Here is a 21,641-nt window from a genome sequence, read left to right as displayed (position 1 = left end):
CAGTTGGTACGGTCGGTGAAGACAATAACCTTACTGAAACGTCAACATCATTTGGTGTAGCGCCAGTAACAGGTACAGTTGCTGAAGGTGTAACAAAAATCACTTACGTCTACAAAGAAAAAGTTGAAACACCTAAGACAGGTAACGTTGTCATTACTTACGTTGACACAGAAGGTCTTGAGTTGAAGACAACTGTTAAAGATACAACTGACGGCGAAGTTGGTTCAACTTACAACACTAAAGAATCAGCGGATGAGTATCCAGAAACAATCGAAAAAGATGGCGTGACTTACAAACGTGTCGTTGCAGGTACGCACAAAGTTGGTGAAACAACAGAAGACGGTCACTTGGTAAGTTCAGATGCGGCAGAAGGAACTGTTGAAGAAGGTACTAAGACAGTCACTTACGTATACGAAAAAGTAGAAACCCCAGTTGTTAAGACAGGTTCAGTTGTAGCTCGTTATGTTATCGAAGGAACAGAAGATGAAATCGCAGATGATAAATCAGTTAAACCGACCGATACACCAGTAGATGAGCCATACGGTGATACACCACCAGCAACAATCGAAAAAAATGGTAAGACTTACGAGCTTGTTCGTACACGTACAAACGAAGGTGACGCCCCAGAAAACGGTGTTGTTAAAGAAGGCGAACAAACCATCACATACGAGTACAAAGAGAAAGTTGAAACACCAGTTGTTAAGACAGGTTCAGTCGTAGCTCGTTACGTTATCGAAGGTACAGAGACTGAAATCGCAGACGATAAGACAGTTAAACCAACCGATACCCCAGTCGATGAAGTCTATGGTGACACCCCACCAGCTACTATCACAAAAGATGGTAAGACTTACGAGCTTGTTCGTACACGTACAAATGAAGGTGACGCCCCAGAAAACGGTGTTGTTAAAGAAGGCGAACAAACTATCACATACGAGTACAAAGAAAAAGTTGAAACGCCAGTCGTTAAGACAGGTTCAGTCGTAGCTCGTTACGTTATCGAGGGGACAGAAACTGAAATCGCAGACGATAAGACGGTTAAACCAACCGATACCCCAGTCGATGAGCCATACGGTGATACTCCACCAGCTACTATCACAAAAGATGGTAAGACTTACGAGCTTGTTCGTACACGTACAAATGAAGGTGATGCCCCAAGCAACGGTACAGTTGTAGAAGGTGAACAAACTATCACATACGAGTACAAAGAGAAAGTCGAAACACCAGTTGTTAAGACAGGTTCAGTCGTAGCTCGTTACGTTATCGAGGGTACAGAAACTGAAATCGCAGACGATAAGACAGTTAAACCAACTGATACACCGGTCGATGAAGTCTATGGTGACACCCCACCAGCTACTATCACAAAAGATGGTAAGACCTACGAACTTGTTCGTACACGTACAAATGAAGGTGATGCCCCAGAAAACGGTGTTGTTAAAGAAGGCGAACAAACCATCACATACGAGTACAAAGAAAAAGAAGAAACACCAGTTGTTAAGACAGGTTCAGTCGTAGCTCGTTACGTTATCGAAGGCACAGAAACTGAAATCGCAGACGATAAGACAGTCAAACCAACCGATACCCCAGTCGATGAAGTTTATGGTGACACACCTCCAACTACAATCGAAAAAGATGGTAAGACCTACGAACTTGTTCGTACACGTACAAATGAAGGTGACGCCCCAAGCAACGGTACAGTTGTAGAAGGTGAACAAACTATCACATACGAGTACAAAGAAAAAGAAGAAACACCAGTCGTTAAGACAGGTTCAGTAGTAGCTCGTTACGTTATCGAAGGAACAGAGACTGAAATCGCAGACGATAAGACAGTTAAACCAACCGATACACCAGTCGATGAAGTTTATGGTGACACACCTCCAACTACAATTTCATTTGGTGGTAAGACTTATACACTTGTACGCACTCGTACAAATGAAGGCGATGCCCCAAGCAACGGTACAGTTGTAGAAGGTGAACAAACTATCACTTACGAGTACAAAGAAGTTGTTGATACACCAGATCCAGTTGAGAAGAAAACAGGTAGCGTCCTTGTTCGTCACATTACTGATAAAGGTGAGGTTCTTGCGGATACAACTGATGTCGTTCGTGACGGTGAGGTAGGTTCAACCTATGAAACAACAGTTGGTAATTTCGAAGGCTACACATTTGTTAAAGTTGATGAAACAGGCGCAACACCAACAGGTGAAGTTGAAGAAGGTGAGAAGACTGTAGTTTACATCTACACTAAAGTTGAAACACCAGTTGTTAAGACAGGTTCAGTAGTAGCTCGTTATGTTATCGAAGGAACAGAGACTGAAATCGCAGACGATAAGACAGTTAAACCAACCGATACACCAGTCGATGAAGTCTATGGTGACACCCCACCAGCTACTATCACAAAAGATGGTAAGACTTACGAACTTGTTCGTACACGTACAAATGAAGGTGATGCCCCAAGCAACGGTACAGTTGTAGAAGGCGAACAAACTATCACATACGAGTACAAAGAGAAAGTCGAAACACCAGTTGTTCCACCAGTTGTTGAAAAACAAGGTAAAGTAATTGTTCATTATGTTGATGAAAATGGTAATGTTATCAAGACACCAGTAGTTGATACTGAGAATGGTACAGTGGGCGGAGACTACGATACTTCAGACAATCGTCCAAAAGTGATTGTATTCAATGGAAAACGTTATATTCTTGTAGAATCTCGTATTCCAAATAATGCAAAAGGTAAAGTAGTTGAAGGTGAAACTCATGTAACTTACGTTTATAAGCAAGAAAATGAGGAGCCAACAACACCTACTACTCCACCAACTCCGAACCAACCAACAACTCCGTCAACTCCACCGGTGACTGAGACAACAAAAGTAACACCTAAGACAAGCGCAATCTTGCCAGAAACAGGTGAAAGCACATCTGCACTTGCATTGGTAGGTTTAGCTTTGTTGGGTACAGTTGCAGTGGCGTCACGTCGTCGCAAAGAAAAATAATAGGCTTTAGTTAGTAGCCCAAAGAGAAAAATCAGAAGTTCAAAGCGAACTTCTGATTTTTTTTGATGAAAATTGGTGAAGGAAGCATAACAAAAAAAGAAGGGGGTTACCCTTCAAAATACAGTAATTCTTTTGGTGTTTTTGTAAAGACTTCAAAGCCATTTTTGGTAACGTAACCACAATCCTCGATACGAACACCAACTTTTCCAGGGATGTAAATACCTGGCTCGACAGAGAAACACATACCTTCTTCGATGACCAAATCATTGCCTTCCATAATTGATGGGAATTCATGGACACTCATTCCCAAACCGTGACCGAGTCGGTGGTTGAAGTACTCGCCATAACCTGCTTTTTCAATCACAGAGCGAGCGGCATAGTCAATCTCACCAGCAGTCACACCAGGCTTAATCATATTGACAGCGGCCATGTGAGCCTCCAGAGTCAAGTTGTAAATATCTTTTTTAAACTGATCAGGTTTACCGACAGCGACAGTCCGTGTCATATCAGACGTATAGCCCAAAGTTTCCACGCCTAGGTCGAACAATAGCAGAGCGTTATTCTCGATTTTGTTTGTTGAGGGAATACCGTGTGGATTTGCGGCATTGTCGCCTGTTAAGACCATGGTCTCAAAGCTCATTTTTGAGATGCCTTGCTTCTTCATTTCAAATTCAATCTGAGCAATAATATCCGTTTCGGTTACGTTGAGTGAGATATTGTTAAACCCAACCTGCATAGCCTTATCCGCAAACTCTCCAGCAACCAGCATTTTTTCAATTTCATCACGAGACTTGATCAATTTCATAGTATTAATCAGAGGTGTAATGTCTGAAAATGGTTGGCTAAAGATAGACTGAAGACCATGGTAGCGGGTTAAATTCAAATTATCAAATTCTGCACCGATTGCTGAGAAAGATTTTTGTGGCAATTTGCTCTTGATAATCTGCCATGGATTTTCTGAGTCCATATAGCCGGCTACAGGAAAGTCAACCGTCGCAACCGCACGTTCTACATCCAAGGCAGGGAGAAAGAGTAGTGAGTCGTGGTCAGGCATAACAAAGAGCATCATGTGGCGCTCATGAGGAGCGCTATGATAGCCAGTCAGATAATAGATACTAATTGGATCAGAGAAGATGGCCAAGTCCATTTTGTTGGCTTCTAAGTAGGATTTAACATGATGTAATTTTGACATAGTGGAGACCTTTCTAGCATGTAGTGGTAAAAAAAGTGAAAATTTCGTTTATTATATAGACTATTGTTCCAAAAAATGAAAAAAATTGCAAGTATTATCAAAAAAATGGCGTTTTTCTCTTGAAAGTGGTTTCAAAAAGTGATACACTATACTTGAGTGAAAGCGTAATTTTCATAGAACTAGAACTATTGAAAGGGAGTACATAACGTATGTTAAACACTGACGATACGGTAACGATTTATGACGTTGCCCGCGAAGCAGGTGTATCCATGGCGACAGTATCGCGCGTGGTAAATGGGAATAAAAACGTAAAGGAAAATACTCGTAAAAAAGTATTAGAAGTCATCGACCGTTTGGATTATCGTCCAAATGCTGTTGCACGTGGATTGGCCAGCAAGAAGACTACCACTGTGGGGGTTGTGATTCCAAACATTGCTAATGCTTATTTTGCAACCTTGGCCAAAGGTATCGATGATATTGCCGATATGTACAAATACAATATCGTCCTAGCAAACAGTGATGAAAATGATGAGAAAGAAATCAATGTAGTAAATACCCTATTCTCAAAACAGGTGGACGGAATCATTTTCATGGGCTATCATTTGACAGACAAGATTCGTGCGGAGTTTTCACGCTCACGTACACCGATTGTTTTAGCTGGTACCGTGGATTTGGAGCACCAATTACCTAGTGTCAATATTGACTATGCTGCCGCTAGTGTTGATGCAGTCAATCTGTTAGCTAAGAACAACAAGAAAATTGCCTTTGTATCAGGGCCGCTTGTAGATGACATCAATGGTAAAGTTCGTTTTGCAGGCTACAAACAAGGCTTGAAGGACAACGGAATCGAGTTTAACGAAGGATTGGTTTTTGAATCCAAGTATAAATACGAGGAAGGCTACGCTCTAGCAGAACGTATTTTGAATGCCGGAGCAACTGCAGCTTATGTTGCAGAAGATGAGATTGCTGCTGGTCTATTGAATGGTGTCAGTGATATGGGCATCAAGGTTCCAGAAGACTTTGAAATCATTACAAGTGATGATTCCCTAGTGACCAAGTTTACCCGTCCAAACCTGACCTCTATCAATCAGCCCCTATACGATATTGGTGCAATTGCTATGCGCATGCTCACCAAAATCATGCACAAGGAAGAGTTGGAAAACCGTGAGGTAGTTCTTAACCACGGAATCAAAGTACGGAAATCAACTAAGTGATAAATGAAAATAGCACTTCATCTACTGTGAGTGCTATTTTTATAAACTAAGGAATACTCTAATCTATATAAAAATAAAAGAGCAGTCACAGTTAACGTGATTGCTCTCTCTTTTTACCAAGCAAGTGTAAAAGCGAGTTGTATATTACCTGGGGGAGGATTTTACAACATATTTTTGAGTGATTGACTGTATATTTTTGGGGGAATAGTTTGCTTATGCTTCTATCAAATATAGCATCAATCAAAATTAACTTATAAAAATAGATAAGTTAATATTTATCAGTTTTCTCAATGACACTTGCTTTATAATAATATCAAAATAAAATAAGATTAGACTGTATTTGATGTACTTTTTATCTGTTTTTTACACAACTTGACTAAGTAATTAAATCGCTACGTATGCTTGTTTTATTATAGAATACCTTATTTGCCTTTTTGGGCAATTAGGTATATAATACTTTTTGCTAAAATGAAAGGTCTTTATTGAGTATAAGGTATGATCTTGGCTTAAAGAAACCAGCTAACTCCGAAGGGATTAGGGTCTATTTAGGTATTTATTTTGTTATTCCTAATGAGAAATCAAGAATCCTATTCTGTGTGCATGTTTTATTATGGAAAAGGAACGGTTGCTTGTTGGATAGGTGGTTTTGAGGCCAGGGTGTGGGATTTTTGACAGATACTTGGGAATATACATATGAAACTATTAATTTTTTACTCATGGTTTGAACAGATTATTAATTTTTAGGAGAGTTATTATCATTTTAGGAAAGGGTAAAGAGAGATGGCAAAAATTTTAGTATTGGAAGACGACATAGCTATTAATAAGGTTGTTTGTGAATTTTTAAGAGACAGTGGTCATGATGTTTTGCCGTTGTTTGATGGTGGGCAAGCTCTAGAAGAAATTAGAAGAGTCGAATTTGATTTACTGATATTAGATATCTTGGTGCCGACATTGACAGGATTGGAGCTACTGACAGAAATTAGAAAGACTTCATCCGTTCCTGTACTGGTTTTGACGGCTTTAAGTGATGAGTATACCCAATTAGTCAGTTTTGGGTATGGCATCAGTGATTTTGTGGCGAAGCCCTTTTCTCCACTTGTTTTAATGAAGCGAGTTGAAAATATTTTGAAAGCAAAACATATTGATGAAATGATTAGAATAGGTGACATTGTCATCGATCAACAAGCTGGTTTTGTTCATATGGGGGATAAGGAAGTGCAGTTAACGAGAAAGGAATACGAGGTCTTCCTTTATCTTGCTAAAAGAAAAGATAAAATTGTGAGTCGAGATAATCTGATGATGGGAATTTGGGGGTATACGGAATTGGATAGTCGTGTGTTAGATAACCATATAAAAAATATTCGGAAAAAGTTACCAAGTTTACACTTGAAAACAATTATTGGTCGTGGTTACCAAATTGAAGAGGTGTAAATGAAGCACGCTCGTAAACAGTTTATCATTGTTACTTCATTGATTTCGATTACTTCTTTAATCCTTGTTGCCTTACTTTATTTTGCTATGCCAATTTATTATAATCAGCAGAGGCGTCAGGAACTTCGTGATAATTTTAATATGGTTATTTCTAATTTGGATGGTCAGTCGAATGAAGATATTCTGATCCATATTGAAAAGTATGATTTGAATCGTCCAGATTTATTGTATAGCCTGTTTGATAGTAATGGTGAACGGCTTTGGCCAAGAGAAGAATTGATAACTGATGATCAGGGGAGACATCCTGGCTATAAAAATCTTAGCTCATATGATGAGGTGGGGTCATGGTCGACAACACTTGTTTCTAAAGAAAATTCAACCTATATATTGATGGCGGAATATGGCTTTACTAGCCTTTCGCAAGTTAGTCAATCACTCTTGACCCTCTACCCTTTCGTGATGATTTTAATCGTTATTCTGGCACTGATTGTGGGGGCTATTTATAGTAAATTGTCTACTCGACGAATTGCTTTGATTTCAGAGACTGCACGTAAGATGCAAAGTTTAGAAAGCGGGATTGAATGTCAAGTTATTGGTCAAGATGAAATTGCTATTTTAGCGCAAGATGTGAATAGACTCTATTCAAAGCTATTAACAAGTATTGAAGGGTTGAAAATAGAAAGTGAACAGGCGCGGGTTCGAGAGCGAGAAAAATCAGAATTTCTTCGAATGACATCGCATGAATTAAAAACCCCTATTGCTAGTATGTTAGGTTTTATAGACGGGATGATTTATAATGTGGGTGAATTTGCAGATCGTGATCGTTATTTGAGAGAATGTCGGATTATTTTACAAGAGCAATCAGAGTTGGTGCATTCAATTTTAGATGCGACAAATGTGGAAATTTCTACTCGGAATCGTCAAGAGTTTTTCCAGCTAAACGAACTGCTTCAAAGTACGATGTCAAATTATCAAGCCTTAGCGCTTGTTAATCGGTATCAATTTTCGACAATATTGTCGCCGACCGCAATAAAAGGTGATCGTATTTTATTGATGAAAGCTTTGAAAAATATTATTGATAACGCTTTTCGATATAGTCGTCCAGAGGGGAAGATTAGTCTAATTTGCAAACAGGGGACATTTATCATAGATAATGAAGTGGCTCAGGTGTTGCCTGAAGAGGAAATTGCAAAAATATTTCTTCCTTTTTATAGACCAGACTCTGGTAGGGCCAAGCAGGATGGTGGGACAGGAATCGGGCTGTATTTGGTAAAGCAGGTTCTTGATAAACATGGTTTCTCTTATAGCTTTACATCGGTCGGAGATTCTACTATGCGTTTCAGGATTGATTTTGAATCCTAACCACTTTTCATTACACCACTCTCTACAAGAAATATTTTCTGGGCTTATTCTTCCTAAGGGGATAGTAGGTTTAATTGTGTAAATTTTAATGTAATTTATGTGAACGGAATAGGTAGGGAAAATATTTATATATATATAAATTATTTTAAATAGATAGGGTGACCAAAACTCTTAGAAAGGCTATGGCAACTTTCTGAGAGTTTTATTTTTTATCATGTAAAAATAGCTTTAATAAAACTGTCTTTAATAACTAGATGCAACCAATTGATATTATCTCTAAGATTTTTAATAGATCAATCATTTTGCGTATTTTGTGATGTTACACTATATTTTCATATCTATATATAAATATTGCGGGTTGTTATTTGCAAATTTTCAAAAAATTAAATTGTATTTAAAATAAGTACAAAAAACTTACAGTAAAAACAGATGGATTTGCATATATTTCCTTTCTAAAATTTAATTACAATGTTAAAATAATGATAGATAATATTGCAAAATAATTTTAGGGAATAATATTAAGGAGGTATTCCAATGGGCAGTAATGAAGATGGAAGGCGAAGTGTTGAACTGATTAAGGAGACCAAGATTCGTCTTCACAAGGTAAAGAAGCAGTGGCTACGCAGAGTAACACGTCTTATTCGCAAACGAAGGTTGACCAGAGATTTGGATGATATCAGAATTTCAAGTCCGTCGATAACAAAGGGAATAGTGTCCATAGGGGCATTGTTGAGTGGTGTAGCGACAGAGCATGCTCTGACTGAGGATGTTGTATATGCGTCAGAATATACAGAAGAAACTGCACTGGCAATGGCTGATGAAGTTGTTATGGACACGGTTGTGTCGGAGAATACTGAAGGTGCTCTCAATGAAAGTCAGTCTCTTGAAGCGGTAAATACAGATCCTCCGATGGAGAAGGTAGTGGAGGAGGTCAGTGAAGAAGGTCCTGGAGGTTCGAAGGAAGTTGTACACAACGTATCTGAGGAAGTGATGGAGGTTATTAATGACGTATCTGAAGAAGGGGAAATAGTTTCTGATCGGAGAGATACTAGTCGATTAGAAGAAGTGATAGCTTCTATTAAGGTTGCGCTAACTGAGTTGGTTAATCCAGGGGAACATATTGAAACGCAAGCATATAAGGACTATCTGGCAGCTCGTACACATTTGGAAGAAGTACTGAAACAAGCGGAACAACTTTTGCAAGATAAGAGTCGGACACAAGAGGAGTTGGATCAAGCTGTTTTGGTGTATGGTCAGGATGCAATCAATTTGACACGTTTGGCTGAAGAGTTTCGGACTTATTCGGCGAGTATTGGTAGTGGTTTTAGGCGGTTGACCAATCAGGAAGTGATTACTTCGGGAACGGTTTCATTATCCATTCCTCAGCCCGTTGAACCGATGGGCTTATCGGGAGGGCAGTTAAGAGCAAATTTAACATTCTCTATTAATGATCAAGCTAAAGAAGGTGATCAATTTACCGTAACGTTATCTAATACATTAAATTTATCTGGTAGCGGTATACCGGAAGATGTAAAAATTCCAGATATTGTGGTAAATGGAAAAGTTGTTGCAACTGGTATCTGGGATCATAGCACTCGTACAATTACCTATACCTTGAACTCAAATGTTGATAGCTTAAAGTCTGTTAGAGGTAGTATTAACTTGTCGGTGTTTGTTGACCAGAAAGAGGTGCAGGGTGAAGGGAGTCAGCAGTTTACTGTCACTTTGAATGGACAATACCAAGATAGTCAATATTCTAACGTTATCTATTCGAATCCAGCTGTGAATTTAAACGGCATGTATTCAATTCGAGCTTATCTGACGAATATTAATTTAACCGATGGAACTTATGACCATGTTATCTATCTAAACGAGAATGGAAGAAACAATAGTAATTACAATGAAATTTTGCAGATTGTTTCCAAAGGAGCATCCAGTTTTTCAGCAGCCACAACTACTATTCGTGCCTATAGTGTGCCACAAGGACAGTTTATCGATAGTATGGAGGGGGATTTTTCGAACTATGCAGATGCTTCCAGTAAAATATCATCTAGTTTTGGAGTAAATGGTAAGTCTTTGCAGTTGAATATTCGTGGTCGAACTGCTTCGCCGTTGCTAATTGTTGTTAGCAGCCGAGTTGATGTCAATTCAACAATGAATATTTTAACTGAAACAACATATGCGAACAGTGCGATGAATACTGGAAGTAGATGGACTAATGAAAACTACATGTTTTCTAATGCGGCAATTGCCAGGGGTGAATACAATTCTACCTCCATATCGTTATCCACTTCTGAGTCAATATCTACATCTATTAGTGAGTCTATCTTTGAATCTACCTCAGAGTCCATTTCTACTTCAGAGTCAGAGTCGATTATTCGATCCGCTAGTGAGTCCATATCCGAGTCGGTTCGTGAGTCAGTTTCCGAGTCCGTCTCCGAGTCGGTTCGTGAATCGGTTTCTGAGTCTATCTCCGAGTCAGTTCGTGAGTCCATCTCCGAGTCGGTTCGTGAGTCGGTATCCGAGTCCGTCTCCGAATCGGTTCGTGAATCGGTTTCTGAGTCCGTCTCCGAATCGGTTCGTGAGTCAGTAAGTGAGTCCGTCTCCGAGTCGGTTCGTGAGTCCGTATCTGAGTCCGTCTCCGAATCAGTTCGTGAATCGGTATCTGAGTCCGTCTCCGAGTCAGTTCGTGAATCGGTTTCAGAGTCCGTCTCTGAATCGGTTCGTGAGTCAGTAAGTGAGTCCGTCTCCGAGTCGGTTCGTGAATCGGTATCCGAGTCCGTCTCCGAATCGGTTCGTGAGTCAGTAAGTGAGTCCGTCTCCGAGTCGGTTCGTGAGTCAGTAAGTGAGTCCGTCTCCGAATCAGTTCGTGAATCGGTTTCAGAGTCCATATCCGAATCGGTTCGAGAGTCCGTATCTGAGTCCGTCTCCGAATCAATTCGTGAATCGGTTTCAGAGTCCGTCTCCGAATCGGTTCGTGAGTCGGTATCCGAGTCCGTCTCTGAATCGGTTCGTGAGTCAGTTTCTGAGTCAATATCTGAATCAGTTCGTGAGTCAGTATCTGAGTCCGTCTCCGAGTCGGTTCGTGAGTCAGTATCTGAGTCCATCTCCGAGTCAGTTAGCGAATCAATTTCCGAATCCGTCTCTGAATCGGTTCGTGAGTCAGTAAGTGAGTCCGTCTCCGAGTCGGTTCGTGAGTCAGTAAGTGAGTCCGTCTCCGAATCAGTTCGTGAATCGGTTTCTGAGTCTATCTCAGAGTCAGCGAGCGAATCGATTTCTGAATCTACATCTGAGTCAATCTCAGAGTCAGTTAGCGAATCCCTTTCAGAATCTGTATCTGAGTCCCTTTCCGAGTCAGTCAGCGAATCCCTTTCCGAATCCGTATCTGAGTCAATTTCCGAGTCAGTCAGCGAGTCGATCTCTGAATCTACATCTGAGTCCATCTCAGAGTCAGTCAGCGAGTCGATCTCTGAATCTACATCTGAGTCCATCTCAGAGTCAGTCAGCGAGTCTCTTTCCGAATCCGTCTCTGAGTCAATTTCAGAATCGGTATCTGAATCTCTTTCAGAGTCAGTGAGTGAATCAATTTCCGAATCTGTCTCTGAGTCCATCTCAGAGTCAGTTAGCGAATCCCTTTCAGAATCTGTCTCTGAGTCCCTTTCCGAGTCAGTCAGCGAGTCGATTTCAGAATCTGTCTCTGAGTCCATCTCAGAGTCAGTTAGCGAATCGATTTCAGAATCAGTTAGCGAGTCTATCTCAGAATCAGTCTCTGAATCAATCTCAGAGTCAGTGAGTGAGTCCCTTTCTGAATCTGTATCTGAATCAATTTCCGAGTCAGTAAGTGAATCCATTTCGGAATCAGTCTCAGAATCTATCTCCGAGTCAGTAAGTGAGTCGATTTCTGAATCCGTATCTGAATCGATTTCCGAGTCAGTAAGTGAATCGATTTCAGAATCCGTATCTGAATCTACATCTGAATCAATTTCCGAATCAGTAAGTGAATCCATTTCGGAATCCGTATCTGAATCTATCTCAGAGTCAGTCAGCGAATCCATTTCTGAATCAGTCTTAGAATCAATTTCAGAATCAGTTAGCGAATCTATTTCCGAATCCGTCTATGAATCTATTTCGGAGTCAGTCAGCGAGTCGATTTCAGAATCTGTATCTGAGTCCATCTCCGAGTCAGTTAGCGAATCCCTTTCAGAATCTGTATCTGAGTCCCTTTCCGAGTCAGTCAGCGAGTCGATTTCCGAATCTATCTCTGAATCGGTCAGCGAGTCTCTTTCTGAATCGGTAAGTGAATCAATTTCCGAGTCAGTCAGCGAGTCAATTTCTGAATCTACATCTGAGTCCCTTTCAGAATCAGTTAGCGAGTCTATCTCTGAGTCAGTGAGCGAGTCGATTTCAGAATCTACATCTGAATCCATTTCTGAATCCATTTCTGAATCCGTATCAGAATCTCTTTCAGAGTCGGTCAGCGAGTCAATTTCTGAATCCACCTCTGAATCAATTTCAGAGTCAGTGAGTGAATCCATTTCAGAATCTACATCTGAGTCAATTTCAGAGTCGGTTAGCGAGTCAATTTCCGAATCTGTATCTGAGTCCCTTTCCGAGTCGGTTAGCGAGTCAATTTCAGAATCAGTATCAGAATCTATCTCTGAATCGGTCAGCGAGTCTCTTTCAGAATCAACATCTGAGTCTATCTCCGAGTCAGTCAGCGAATCAATTTCAGAGTCAGTAAGTGAATCAATTTCCGAATCCACATCTGAGTCAATTTCAGAATCAGTCAGCGAGTCTCTTTCCGAATCAGTTTCTGAGTCCATCTCCGAGTCGGTCAGCGAGTCGATTTTAGAATCCGTATCGGAGTCCCTTTCAGAATCAGTCAGCGAGTCTATCTCTGAGTCAATTTCCGAATCAGTATCAGAATCTATCTCTGAATCGGTAAGCGAGTCTATTTCGGAATCCACATCTGAATCTATCTCCGAGTCGGTCAGCGAATCTCTTTCCGAATCCACATCTGAATCAATTTCCGAGTCGGTTAGCGAGTCAATTTCAGAATCAGTATCAGAATCTATTTCAGAGTCAGTTAGCGAATCTATTTCGGAATCTACATCTGAGTCCCTTTCCGAGTCAGTAAGTGAGTCCCTTTCCGAGTCAGTCAGCGAATCAATTTCAGAATCTGTATCTGAGTCTATCTCCGAGTCAGTCAGCGAGTCTATTTCTGAATCTACATCTGAATCTATCTCCGAGTCAGTAAGTGAATCCCTTTCAGAATCTGTCTCTGAATCCATCTCAGAATCAGTCAGTGAGTCGATTTCGGAATCCGTATCTGAATCAATTTCCGAGTCGGTAAGCGAATCTATCTCAGAATCCGTATCTGAATCAATTTCCGAGTCAGTAAGTGAATCCATTTCGGAATCCGTCTCTGAGTCCCTCTCCGAGTCAGTCAGCGAGTCTCTTTCCGAATCTGTATCTGAATCTATCTCCGAGTCAGTCAGCGAGTCTCTTTCAGAATCAGTCAGCGAGTCTATCTCTGAGTCAGTCAGCGAATCAATTTCTGAATCAGTCAGCGAGTCTCTTTCAGAATCTGTATCTGAATCTCTCTCAGAATCAGTCAGCGAGTCTCTTTCAGAATCTGTATCTGAGTCAATTTCCGAGTCAGTAAGTGAGTCAATTTCTGAATCCACATCTGAATCTCTTTCAGAGTCAGTGAGTGAATCAATTTCCGAATCAGTCAGCGAGTCTCTTTCAGAATCTGTATCTGAGTCCATCTCCGAGTCAGTCAGTGAATCAATTTCTGAATCAACTTCAGAATCTATCTCCGAGTCAGTCAGCGAATCAATTTCAGAATCAGTCTCTGAGTCTATCTCAGAGTCAGTTAGCGAATCCCTTTCTGAATCCGTATCTGAATCAATTTCCGAATCAGTTAGCGAATCCATCTCAGAATCAGTTAGCGAGTCAATTTCCGAATCTGTATCTGAATCTATCTCCGAGTCAGTTAGCGAGTCAATTTCTGAATCTGTATCTGAGTCCATTTCAGAGTCAGAATCAACCCCGCCTCGTCACTCTCAAGCTCCGCGTAGACAAGGTGCATTACCGAATACTGGTGAACAATCATCAGCTTGGGCAGGAATCCTTGGGGCAGGTCTCCTTCTTGGCGGTTTGTATAAGCGACGCAGACAGAATAGGGAGGAAGAAGAGGAGTAATTCTCTGAAAAGAAGAAAAATTAGCTAGTTTCGGCTGGCTAATTTTTTTGATAGAATACAGTTTAAAATATGAAAAAATGTAAAAAAGGGCTATAATGGTATTATGAAAGTACTATTGTATTTAGAAGGTAAAACTGTTTTAGAGAAATCAGGAATTGGCCGGGCACTTCAACACCAGATGGAAGCGCTAGATATGGCAGGCATTCCTTATACAACAGACCTGCTGGGAGATTATGATGTCATTCATATCAATACCTATGGTCCACGCTCCTGGTTATTGCTACATGCAGCCAAACGGAGTGGAAAAAAGGTAATCATGCATGGACATTCCACGAAGGAAGATTTTCAAAATTCCTTTATCGGTTCGAATACCCTAGCTCCTTTTGTAGGGAAATATCTAGCAAGCATGTACCAAAAGGCAGACTTTGTTATCACTCCTTCAGAGTATTCAAAAAAACTCATCCAGTCTTACGGTGTGACAACGCCAATTATAGCCGTTTCGAATGGTATTGATTTAGATAGATATAAGAAGGATGAACGTAAGGAAGCAATCTTTCGAGAGCATTTTAAAATTGAAGAAGGTCAGCCAGTCGTTGTCTGTGCAGGGCTCTACTTCCGACGTAAAGGAATTGAAGACTTTGTCAAGGTAGCCGAAAAGATGCCGCATGTCCGCTTCATTTGGCTCGGTTCAATCAATAAGTGGCTGATTCCGTCATATATTAGAAAAATTGTTGAGGGAGATCATCCAGCGAATGTCGAGTTTCCAGGTTATTTTAAAGGTGCTGTTTTTCAAGGTGCAATGAGCGGAGCGGATGCCTTTTTCTTCCCATCGTATGAGGAAACAGAAGGGATTGTTGTTCTGGAAGCTCTTGCTAGTCATCAGCATGTTGTTCTAAGAGATATTCCAGTTTACGATGGTTGGATTGACGAAAACGTTGCCGAATTGGGACATACAGTGGATGATTTTGTTGATTCTATTCAGAAAATCTTAGACAAGCAGGTTGATAAACGTGAGGCGGGCTACCAGGTTGCGGTTAGTCGCTCGATTGACAATGTTTCCCACCAATTGGTGGATGCCTATCGACAAGTATTGGAGATGTAAATGCGGATTGGATTGTTTACGGATACCTATTTTCCACAGGTTTCAGGAGTCGCGACTTCGATTCGGACTCTTAAGACAGAGTTGGAGAAATTGGGACATACGGTATTTATCTTTACGACGACAGATGAGGATGTGAATCGCTACGAAGATTGGGACATTATCCGAATTCCTAGCGTACCTTTTTTTGCCTTTAAAGATCGTCGAGTGGCTTACGCGGGTTTTACAGATGCCTTAAAAATTGCAAGTCGCTATAAACTAGATATTATTCATACTCATACAGAATTTTCTTTGGGGATTTTGGGGAAAATGATTGCCAAGGAACTTGATATTCCAGTGGTACACACTTATCACACCCAGTATGAAGACTACGTACACTATATTGCCAAGGGGAGGATTATTCGTCCCGGGATGGTTAAATATTTAGTACGGGCATTTTTAAAAGATCTGGATGGGGTAATTTGCCCCAGTGAGATTGTTGAAGATCTTTTAATGAGTTACAACGTTCCGATTTCTAAACGAGTAATTCCGACAGGAATTGACTTGGCAAAGTTTGATAGACCAGAAATTGGCAAGGATGAAACAGATGAGTTGCGGGAACAACTAGGAATTGCTAGTGATGAAACGATGTTGTTAAGTCTGTCTAGGATTTCTCATGAGAAGAATATCCAAGCAATCGTTCAGGCAATGCCAAAAATTTTGCAGGAAAATCCCAAGGTGAAGCTGGTCATTGTCGGAGGTGGACCTTATACAGATGATCTTCAGGAAATGATAGCGGAGCTTAATCTAGATGAACACGTCCAGTTGACGGGAATGATTGCTCCAAGTGATACAGCGCTTTATTATAAAGCTGCGGATTTCTTTATTTCTGCTTCGACCAGTGAAACACAGGGACTAACTTTCTTAGAAAGCTTAGCTTCTGGAACTCCTATTTTGGCACATAGCAATCCCTACTTAAAAAACGTTATAACAGATAAGATGTTTGGGACACTCTTTATTCGAGAACAGGAATTGGCAGATGCTGTCGTTGAGGCAATTATTGCTACACCACCAATGAATCCGTATGTGCTTGATAAGAAGCTCTATGAGATTTCTTCTACGAATTTTGGGCGCAAGGTTTTTGAATATTATCTAGATTTGAAGATTTCGTATGATTTTAGAAAAGAACATACTAATCAAGATAGTGTAGCAGAAGCTTTGATAAAAGAGGCTATTTACCTACCGCAAAAAGTAGTAGTTAAATCAACAGACACAACAGCAAAAATATTGAAAAAATCAGTCGAACAAGTAAAATCAATCCGGAATTTCTTTGAATAATTTGGAGGTTTCAAATGGAAAAACTTCGGAAAGAGAGTTGGAAGAATCTGGTTTTGGCAACTCTCATTGTTCTATCCATGTATGCAGGTGTTTATCTGATTGCCTTTCATCTGATTAGTGACACCATGCTTTCTAAGGAGCTGGTGGTTGGGAATATACTGCTCTATACTCCCATTGTGTTATTCCTAACGGGTCTTCTTTATGGATTTTTTAATGGTTTTTCTCCTAGCCTTCTTGCCTTGGTTTTACTGCTTTATCCTGTAACCATCTTTTTCTTTAAGGAATGGATTATTCTCTATCAGATTGTCTACACCTTATGTGCTCTGATTGGAAATGGGATAGGAGCTCTGCTATTTTCTCTAAGAAAGAAAATGAGGAAAAATCCTTGAAAAATCAGGAAATCCTGTTATAATAGCTTTTAGAGACTTATCAATTCTAGGAAATCTTTGAGAGAGTGTGCGGTGGGTGCAAGCACATAGAGGATAGGATTGACACTACTCGGTATGATTTTATGCAAACATAAAAGGGTGGTTCCCTTATCGCCAATCTGAGGTAGTCAGGCTTTTTAGCGTGACTGCGAATGAAGGTGGAACCACGTTACGACGTCCTTTTGCGAGGGCGTCGTATTTTCTTTTTTGACAAAACAAGGAGATGAAGTTGACCAGCATTCCACAAGAAACGATGGACCGTTGCCAAGCCATTCGCAAGGCTTACAGAGAGTTGGAAGTCAAGCACCACGATAAAGAGTGGTCCATTGAGGAAGACCTCTTGGCTTTGACCAACGATATTGGCAACATGAACCGCCTGATTATGACCAAGCAGGGTCGTTACTATGATGAAACGCCCTATACCTTGGAGCATAAACTGGCTGAAAATATCTGGTGGTTGATTGAATTAGCCGACCGCCTGGATATTGATATTCAAAAAGAAATGGAAACCTTTTTAACTCAAAAAGAAGAGTTATTGGGGATTAAAAAATAAATAAAAAAATAGAAAGGACTAGGGCCACCGTATTTGGTTGAACTGAATACGGGCTACGGACTGGGCCAAAAAGATAAACGAGAACTAGACGCTCGTGTCGTCGTTCTGTTTCCTATTTTGTCTGTGTCCGCTTAACGCCCTTTATATCTTATATTATGATTCATATTACTTTCCCAGATGGTGCTGTTCGTGAGTACCAAGCTGGTGTGACAACTGTTGAAATTGCGGAGAGCATCAGCAAGTCTTTGGCTAAGAAGGCCCTTGCTGGTAAGTTCAATGGTAAATTGATTGACACTACTCGTGCCATTGAAGAGGGCGGCACGCTTGAAATCGTAACGCCTGACCACGAGGATGCTTTGGACATCTTGCGTCACTCAGCTGCCCACTTGTTTGCCCAAGCGGCTCGTCGCCTTTTCCCAGACATCAAGTTGGGGGTTGGTCCAGCTATTCAGGACGGTTTCTACTATGACACTGACAATGCGGCTGGTCAGATTTCAAATGAAGACTTGCCACGCATTCAGGAAGAAATGATGAAGATTGTCAAGGAAAACTTCCCTTCAGAACGCCGTGAGGTGACCAAGGAAGAAGCTCTTGAGATTTTCAAAAATGATCCATATAAGCTGGAATTGATTCAGGAGCACTCTGATGACGAGGGCGGTTTGACCATTTATACCCAGGGAGAATACGTTGACCTCTGCCGTGGCCCACACGTTCCGTCAACAGGCCGTATCCAGATTTTTGAATTGCTCAATGTGGCTGGTGCATACTGGCGTGGTAAGAGCGAAAATCCGATGATGCAACGTGTTTATGGTACAGCTTGGTTTGACAAGAAAGACCTCAAAGCTTACCTGCAAATGCGTGAGGAAGCCAAAGAACGTGACCACCGTAAACTTGGTAAGGAATTGGATCTCTTCATGATCAGCCAAGGAGTTGGTCAAGGCTTGCCATTCTGGTTGCCAAATGGTGCAACTATCCGTCGTACCTTGGAGCGTTACATCACAGACAAGGAATTGGCTTCAGGCTACCAGCACGTATATACGCCACCATTGGCTTCTGTTGAACTCTATAAGACTTCGGGTCACTGGGAACATTATTCAGAAGACATGTTCCCAACTATGGACATGGGCGACGGTGAGGAGTTTGTGCTTCGTCCGATGAACTGTCCGCACCACATTCAAGTTTATAAAAACCATGTGCGTTCTTACCGCGAATTGCCAGTGCGTATCGCTGAGCTTGGTATGATGCACCGCTATGAGAAATCAGGGGCATTGACTGGTTTGCAACGGGTGCGTGAGATGACTCTTAACGACGGTCATATTTTCGTGACACCTGAGCAAATCCAAGAAGAGTTCAAAAAAGCTCTCCAGTTGATTATCGATGTGTACGCAGATTTCAACCTAAACGACTACCGTTTCCGCCTGTCTTATCGTGACCCAGAGGACAAAGAGAAGTACTATGATAACGATGAGATGTGGGAAAATGCCCAGCGTATGCTTAAGGGTGCCATGGATGAAATGGGCGTGGACTACTTTGAGGCAGAAGGTGAAGCAGCCTTCTACGGTCCGAAGTTGGATATTCAGGTGAAAACTGCCCTTGGTAATGAGGAAACTCTATCAACCATTCAGTTGGACTTCCTCTTGCCAGAACGTTTTGGCTTGACCTACATTGGTGCTGACGGTGAGGAGCACCGCCCAGTCATGATTCACCGTGGTGTTATCTCGACTATGGAACGCTTCACTGCCATCTTGATTGAAACCTACAAGGGTGCCTTCCCAACTTGGTTGGCTCCAACCCAAGTGACCATGATTCCAATCTCTGTGGAAGCTCACTTGGATTACGCTTGGAAGGTTGCCAAAGAATTGCAAGACCGTGGCGTTCGTGTACACGTGGATGAACGTAACGAGAAGATGCAGTACAAGATTCGTCAGAGTCAGACTAGCAAGATTCCATACCAACTCATCGTCGGTGATAAGGAAATGGAAGATAATGCAGTCAACGTCCGTCGCTACGGAAGTAAAGCAACGCAAACTCAGTCTGTATCAGAATTTGTGGACCATATCCTAGCAGATATTGCTCGCAAATCACGTCCAGCTGACGCTGAATAAATAGAGCAAGAAGTCCGAAAGGGCTTCTTTTTTGGTATAATAGTCAAGGAAAGTGATGGTAATAATGAAAAGAGTAATAAAAGTTATTGTAGGTCTGATGTTAGGAATTGTTGGTTTCTTTATTGTCATGATAGTTGGTTTGTATCTCTTATTTAGTCCCAGGGTGGCTAGTCGAGAGGAATTAATATCGTATCAGATGATGCTTGAACAGGGCATGGAGTCATATGGTTTCACTGGTAAGGTGGAGTTGACAAAATTTCGTCCTATAGCCATTGGTAACCCATGGGATGTTTTAGAGTATGATTATACTGAGGTTATAGATGGTCAGTCAATTACACTTCAAACCTCTGATACTTTGGTCAATAACCGAATTGAAGGACAGGAGGCATTAAACGGACTACTAAATATGACTGTCTATTTTGATGATAGTCCAAGCGGAATGTTGTATCAATTTGATGGTATCGTTGACCAAGCTATGTGGCATCAGCCGAGAGGTAAATATTTACTGAATCAGGCACAGCAGATATTTAAATTGATGGAAGAAAAAGATTTCACTTTGTTTGAAGTGGATGGTAGGCTTGAAACTCAGGATGAAAAACTGATAAAGTTTTATGAAAAGGTAGAGGAAAATCGCTATAATGGTCAGGCTTTTGCAGGTTTTTATGATATTAATTTAGACTGGCTCATGGAGGAAGAGATGGCGGTAATCGAAGTTGAATTTTTTAATAAGAAGGACCTTGGTTTAGAAAACGACTTAGTAGAGGAAGATAAATTACTAGCTGATTTAAAACAGAAAGTCGAAACATTTGACTATTCTAATGTGGAAGACGGAACCTATAGAATTGGTTTTCGTAGACCTGGAGTGCAGTCGACAAGTTTTTTCGTAACAATCAAGGTAAAAGATCATCATTATTCATTCTTAAAATAGTTGTTACAAACACAAAAACTCCCAACCAATTGGCTGGGAGGTTAGGTAGTACTCAATGAAAATCAAAATTAGGCTAGGCGACGCAGATGCAGATAGAACTGAAGTTCATCAAATCAAGTCAACAACGGCTGAGTTTGATTTTCGAAGAGTATTATTCAATACTGCTCGCCCAAGACTTCGCCACATAACGTGACAGGCTTGAGATGGCAAAGTTGATGCTAAAGTAAATCAAGGCGACCATGAGATAGAGGGCGAAAACTTGTTCTGCCTCAAAGTAGCGTCCCATGAGGATTTGACTAGAACCAAAGAGTTCTTGCAGGGCGATAACGGAGTAGAGGAAACTAGTGTCCTTGATGCCCGTTACAATCTGCGAGATGATGGCTGGCAGCATCTTGCGAATGGCCTGCGGCATGATGATATAGACCATGATTTGCACTGGAGTAAAACCCTGTGATAAACCAGCTTCGGTCTGGCCCGGTCCGATGGCGTTGAGACCACCACGGATAATCTCGGCCATGGCTGCCGTGGTAAAAATAGTAAAAGCAGTGATACCAGCAGGCGTTGACTTCATTTGGAAGACCAAGAAGACAGTGAAAATCCACAACAAGTTTGGGACATTACGCACAAATTCGATATAGATGGTCGCAATCCACTTGAAGAGTGGATTTTTTCCATTTCGCATAATGGCCAAAATCATACCAAACAGGACAGACAAGACCACGGAAATACTGGAAATATAGAGAGTGAGTCTCAAGCCGTTCCACAAGAGTTGGAAGGTTGAAGGTTTGAGTAATTCTAAAACATAATTCATCGTT

Annotated in this window: 13 protein-coding genes; 11 read left to right on the top strand and 2 right to left on the bottom strand. The window is 41.0% G+C overall.

Features of this window, described 5'->3' with window-relative positions; genetic code table 11:
* The coding region (locus tag K5Q34_RS03215; RefSeq protein ID WP_221864510.1) for a MucBP domain-containing protein at positions 1-2,990 on the top strand (2,990 nt) is incomplete at its 5' end.
* 106 nt (positions 2,991-3,096) lie between these two features.
* Here K5Q34_RS03215 and K5Q34_RS03210 read toward each other — a convergent pair.
* Entirely contained in the window at positions 3,097-4,182 is a 1,086-nt protein-coding gene (locus K5Q34_RS03210; protein WP_221864509.1) for a Xaa-Pro peptidase family protein, read from the bottom strand.
* Positions 4,183-4,391: 209 nt separating this feature from the next.
* Between K5Q34_RS03210 and ccpA the strand changes: the two genes are divergently transcribed.
* From ccpA to K5Q34_RS03155, 10 genes are all read left to right on the top strand, one after another.
* Positions 4,392-5,396 (top strand): catabolite control protein A, encoded by a 1,005-nt coding sequence (gene ccpA / locus K5Q34_RS03205; protein ID WP_004298830.1) that lies wholly within the window; start codon positions 4,392-4,394, stop codon positions 5,394-5,396.
* A 780-nt stretch (positions 5,397-6,176) separates the two neighbouring features.
* A complete protein-coding gene (locus K5Q34_RS03200; RefSeq protein WP_221864508.1) occupies positions 6,177-6,827 on the top strand; it encodes a response regulator transcription factor in 651 nt (216 codons plus the stop codon).
* Positions 6,828-8,189 carry a HAMP domain-containing sensor histidine kinase gene (locus K5Q34_RS03195; RefSeq protein WP_221864507.1) on the top strand — a complete coding sequence of 454 codons (1,362 nt, stop codon included), beginning with the start codon at positions 6,828-6,830 and terminating at the stop codon, positions 8,187-8,189.
* 534 nt (positions 8,190-8,723) lie between these two features.
* Positions 8,724-14,396 (top strand): DUF445 family protein, encoded by a 5,673-nt coding sequence (locus tag K5Q34_RS11980; protein WP_367303205.1) that lies wholly within the window; start codon positions 8,724-8,726, stop codon positions 14,394-14,396.
* A 103-nt stretch (positions 14,397-14,499) separates the two neighbouring features.
* Positions 14,500-15,498 carry a glycosyltransferase family 4 protein gene (locus K5Q34_RS03180; RefSeq protein ID WP_172115827.1) on the top strand — a complete coding sequence of 333 codons (999 nt, stop codon included), beginning with the start codon at positions 14,500-14,502 and terminating at the stop codon, positions 15,496-15,498.
* Complete coding sequence (locus tag K5Q34_RS03175; protein ID WP_105105296.1) at positions 15,499-16,812, top strand: glycosyltransferase family 4 protein; 1,314 nt, start codon at positions 15,499-15,501, stop codon at positions 16,810-16,812.
* A gap of 14 nt (positions 16,813-16,826) precedes the next feature.
* Positions 16,827-17,201 (top strand): hypothetical protein, encoded by a 375-nt coding sequence (locus K5Q34_RS03170; RefSeq protein ID WP_029172542.1) that lies wholly within the window; start codon positions 16,827-16,829, stop codon positions 17,199-17,201.
* A 292-nt stretch (positions 17,202-17,493) separates the two neighbouring features.
* A complete protein-coding gene (locus tag K5Q34_RS03165; protein WP_398578126.1) occupies positions 17,494-17,793 on the top strand; it encodes a MazG-like protein in 300 nt (99 codons plus the stop codon).
* A gap of 155 nt (positions 17,794-17,948) precedes the next feature.
* The gene (gene thrS, locus K5Q34_RS03160; RefSeq protein ID WP_221864506.1) at positions 17,949-19,898 is read left to right on the top strand and encodes a threonine--tRNA ligase; all 1,950 of its coding nucleotides are present in this window, start codon (positions 17,949-17,951) and stop codon (positions 19,896-19,898) included.
* 64 nt (positions 19,899-19,962) lie between these two features.
* Positions 19,963-20,826: a hypothetical protein gene (locus K5Q34_RS03155; protein WP_172115831.1), complete on the top strand. Its 864-nt coding sequence runs from the start codon at positions 19,963-19,965 to the stop codon at positions 20,824-20,826.
* A gap of 151 nt (positions 20,827-20,977) precedes the next feature.
* Here K5Q34_RS03155 and K5Q34_RS03150 read toward each other — a convergent pair whose 3' ends face one another.
* Positions 20,978-21,637 carry an amino acid ABC transporter permease gene (locus tag K5Q34_RS03150; protein WP_221864505.1) on the bottom strand — a complete coding sequence of 220 codons (660 nt, stop codon included), beginning with the start codon at positions 21,635-21,637 and terminating at the stop codon, positions 20,978-20,980.
* Positions 21,638-21,641: the final 4 nt, after the last annotated feature.

The organism is Streptococcus sp. 2018110, assembly GCF_019754115.1.
Taxonomy (GTDB): Bacteria; Bacillota; Bacilli; order Lactobacillales; family Streptococcaceae; genus Streptococcus; species Streptococcus hashimotonensis.
Note: the sequence above shows the minus strand (reverse complement) of the source record. Positions and strands in the feature narration are given on the sequence as shown.

What these genes read in the sequence shown, in the direction of transcription:
- K5Q34_RS11980 (WP_367303205.1), top strand. Translation starts at nt 8,724, where the DNA reads ATGGGCAGTAATGAAGATGGAAGGCGAAGTGTTGAACTGATTAAGGAG.
- K5Q34_RS03210 (WP_221864509.1), bottom strand. Translation starts at nt 4,182, where the DNA reads ATGTCAAAATTACATCATGTTAAATCCTACTTAGAAGCCAACAAAATG.
- K5Q34_RS03195 (WP_221864507.1), top strand. Translation starts at nt 6,828, where the DNA reads ATGAAGCACGCTCGTAAACAGTTTATCATTGTTACTTCATTGATTTCG.
- ccpA (WP_004298830.1), top strand. Translation starts at nt 4,392, where the DNA reads ATGTTAAACACTGACGATACGGTAACGATTTATGACGTTGCCCGCGAA.
- K5Q34_RS03180 (WP_172115827.1), top strand. Translation starts at nt 14,500, where the DNA reads ATGAAAGTACTATTGTATTTAGAAGGTAAAACTGTTTTAGAGAAATCA.
- K5Q34_RS03150 (WP_221864505.1), bottom strand. Translation starts at nt 21,637, where the DNA reads ATGAATTATGTTTTAGAATTACTCAAACCTTCAACCTTCCAACTCTTG.
- K5Q34_RS03165 (WP_398578126.1), top strand. Translation starts at nt 17,494, where the DNA reads ATGGACCGTTGCCAAGCCATTCGCAAGGCTTACAGAGAGTTGGAAGTC.
- thrS (WP_221864506.1), top strand. Translation starts at nt 17,949, where the DNA reads ATGATTCATATTACTTTCCCAGATGGTGCTGTTCGTGAGTACCAAGCT.
- K5Q34_RS03175 (WP_105105296.1), top strand. Translation starts at nt 15,499, where the DNA reads ATGCGGATTGGATTGTTTACGGATACCTATTTTCCACAGGTTTCAGGA.
- K5Q34_RS03170 (WP_029172542.1), top strand. Translation starts at nt 16,827, where the DNA reads ATGGAAAAACTTCGGAAAGAGAGTTGGAAGAATCTGGTTTTGGCAACT.
- K5Q34_RS03200 (WP_221864508.1), top strand. Translation starts at nt 6,177, where the DNA reads ATGGCAAAAATTTTAGTATTGGAAGACGACATAGCTATTAATAAGGTT.
- K5Q34_RS03155 (WP_172115831.1), top strand. Translation starts at nt 19,963, where the DNA reads ATGAAAAGAGTAATAAAAGTTATTGTAGGTCTGATGTTAGGAATTGTT.